This is a genomic window from Sphaerospermopsis aphanizomenoides BCCUSP55 (assembly GCF_001586785.1).
GTDB classification, from domain to species: domain Bacteria; phylum Cyanobacteriota; class Cyanobacteriia; order Cyanobacteriales; family Nostocaceae; genus Sphaerospermopsis_A; species Sphaerospermopsis_A aphanizomenoides_A.
On the sequence record NZ_LUFH02000209.1, the window covers coordinates 1 to 2,173 of the forward strand.

At 43.5% G+C, this 2,173-nt stretch carries 1 protein-coding gene; it reads right to left on the reverse strand.

Translation table 11 applies throughout. The features are described from left to right. Positions 1 to 28 precede the first annotated feature (28 nt). Positions 29 to 2,134 carry a potassium-transporting ATPase subunit KdpB gene (gene kdpB / locus A0J48_RS26305; RefSeq protein ID WP_200327518.1) on the reverse strand — a complete coding sequence of 702 codons (2,106 nt, stop codon included), beginning with the start codon at positions 2,132 to 2,134 and terminating at the stop codon, positions 29 to 31. Positions 2,135 to 2,173 lie beyond the last annotated feature (39 nt).

Below are 2,173 nucleotides of genomic sequence, written 5' to 3' on the forward strand. Positions count from 1 at the left end.
CCTACACCCTACACCCCACACCCTATTCCTAAGCCAAACCCACTAATGTAATCAACATATCTATTAATTTAATAGCAATAAATGGAGCAATTACCCCACCCAAGCCGTAGACCAAAATATTGCGTTGTAGAAGTTGATTAGCAGTCAAAGGTCGAAATTTAACACCCTTCAATGCTAAGGGTATCAAAGCCGGAATAATTAAAGCATTGTAAATCAATGCTGACAGTACCGCAGAATTAACACTGGTTAATCTCATAATATTCAAGCTGTTGAGATTAGCAGCCGCAAAAATCACTGGGAGAATTGCAAAATATTTAGCAATATCATTGGCGATAGAAAAAGTTGTCAATGCGCCACGAGTAATCAGCAATTGTTTACCAATACTGACGATATCAATTAGTTTTGTGGGATCAGAATCCAAGTCCACCATGTTAGCGGCTTCTTTAGCAGCTTGAGTTCCTGTATTCATAGCTACGCCCACATTAGCTTGGGCTAAAGCAGGTGCATCATTAGTCCCGTCTCCTGTCATCGCTACCAGTTTGCCTTCTGCTTGTTCCCGTTGAATAACACTGATTTTATCTTCTGGTGTAGCTTCGGCAATGAATTCATCCACTCCCGCTTCTCTAGCAATAACAGAAGCTGTGATGCGGTTGTCTCCAGTCAGCATCACTGTCCGCACTCCCATCCGCCGCAGTTGCTCAAAACGTTCGCGGATACCAGGTTTAACAATATCTTTGAGATAAATTACACCATAGATTTCATTATCCAAACAAACCGCTAAAGGTGTACCTCCTTGGTGGGAAACTTCTTCATAAGCAGCATCTAATTCTGGGGTTTCACGTCCATTGCGAGAACGAACAAAACCTTTAATTGCTCCTACTGCACCTTTGCGTGCTTCATGGCCACCAGGTAAATTCGTGCCACTCATGCGGGTTTTGGCTGAAAATTCCACACTTTGACATTTTTTGCGGTCAATATCAAATTTTGCCCCACATTTTTCCGCTAGTCGGACGATAGATTTACCTTCGGGAGTATCGTCAAAGATACTAGCAGCTAAAGCAACGTTGGCAATTTCTGACATTGAGTGAGCATTAATGGGAATAAAAGCTTCTGCCAAACGGTTGCCCAGGGTAATTGTACCTGTTTTATCTAAAACCAAGGTATTGATATCTCCACAGGCTTCTACAGCCCTGCCAGAAGTAGCAATCACGTTAAATTGGGCGACTCTATCCATCCCAGCGATACCAATAGCACTGAGTAAACCGCCGATAGTAGTGGGGATCAATGCCACTAACAGAGCAATTAGTATAGGTATACTGACCGGACTTTTAACATAGTAGGCAGCGGCTGGTAAGGTAGCAACAACAATAAAAAAGGCGATTGTCAGAACTGCTAATAATACTGTTAAAGCAATTTCATTAGGTGTTTTAGTGCGTTCCGCCCCTTCCACTAAATCAATCATTCGGTCAATAAATCCTTTACCGGGATCAGCAGTAATGCGAATAATTAACTCATCGGAGATGATGCGTGTACCACCAGTAACGGAACTAGCAACGTCTGAACCTGATTCTTTCAGGACTGGGGCAGATTCACCAGTAATTGCTGATTCATCTACGGAAGCAACGCCGAGGATAACTTCACCATCGGCGGGAATAATATCACCAGCAACGACGTAGACTGTATCACCTTGTTTGAGGCTAGTGGAAGGAATTTCTGTAATTGTGCCATCAACAACTATTTTTTTGGCGGTGGTTTCTGTTCTAGTAGAACGTAAGGCATCCGCTTGGGCTTTACCTCTTCCTTCTGCCAGTGCTTCGGCAAAATTTGCAAACAGAACTGTCAAAAACAAAATTACTGTTAATAAGCCGTTGAAAAGTTGGGGGTTTTTCTGGGTGACAGGCCCAAATAAAGGTGGGTAAATTGTGGTAGCTAGGGTGATGATAGTTCCCAGCCAGACCAAGAACATAACGGGATTTTTAATAGCATATTGAGGATGTAGTTTGACAAAGGTTTCTCTAATTGCCCTGGTGTAGAGTCCTTTGGTACTGACTCGTGCTTTTTTGCGTTTTTGACGGCGATCGCTCGGACGAGGACGGGGTACTTTTGGCCTGGGGGTAGTTGCAGCGGAATTCATAAATAGGGAATAGGGTGTGGGGTGTGGGGTGTGGGGTGT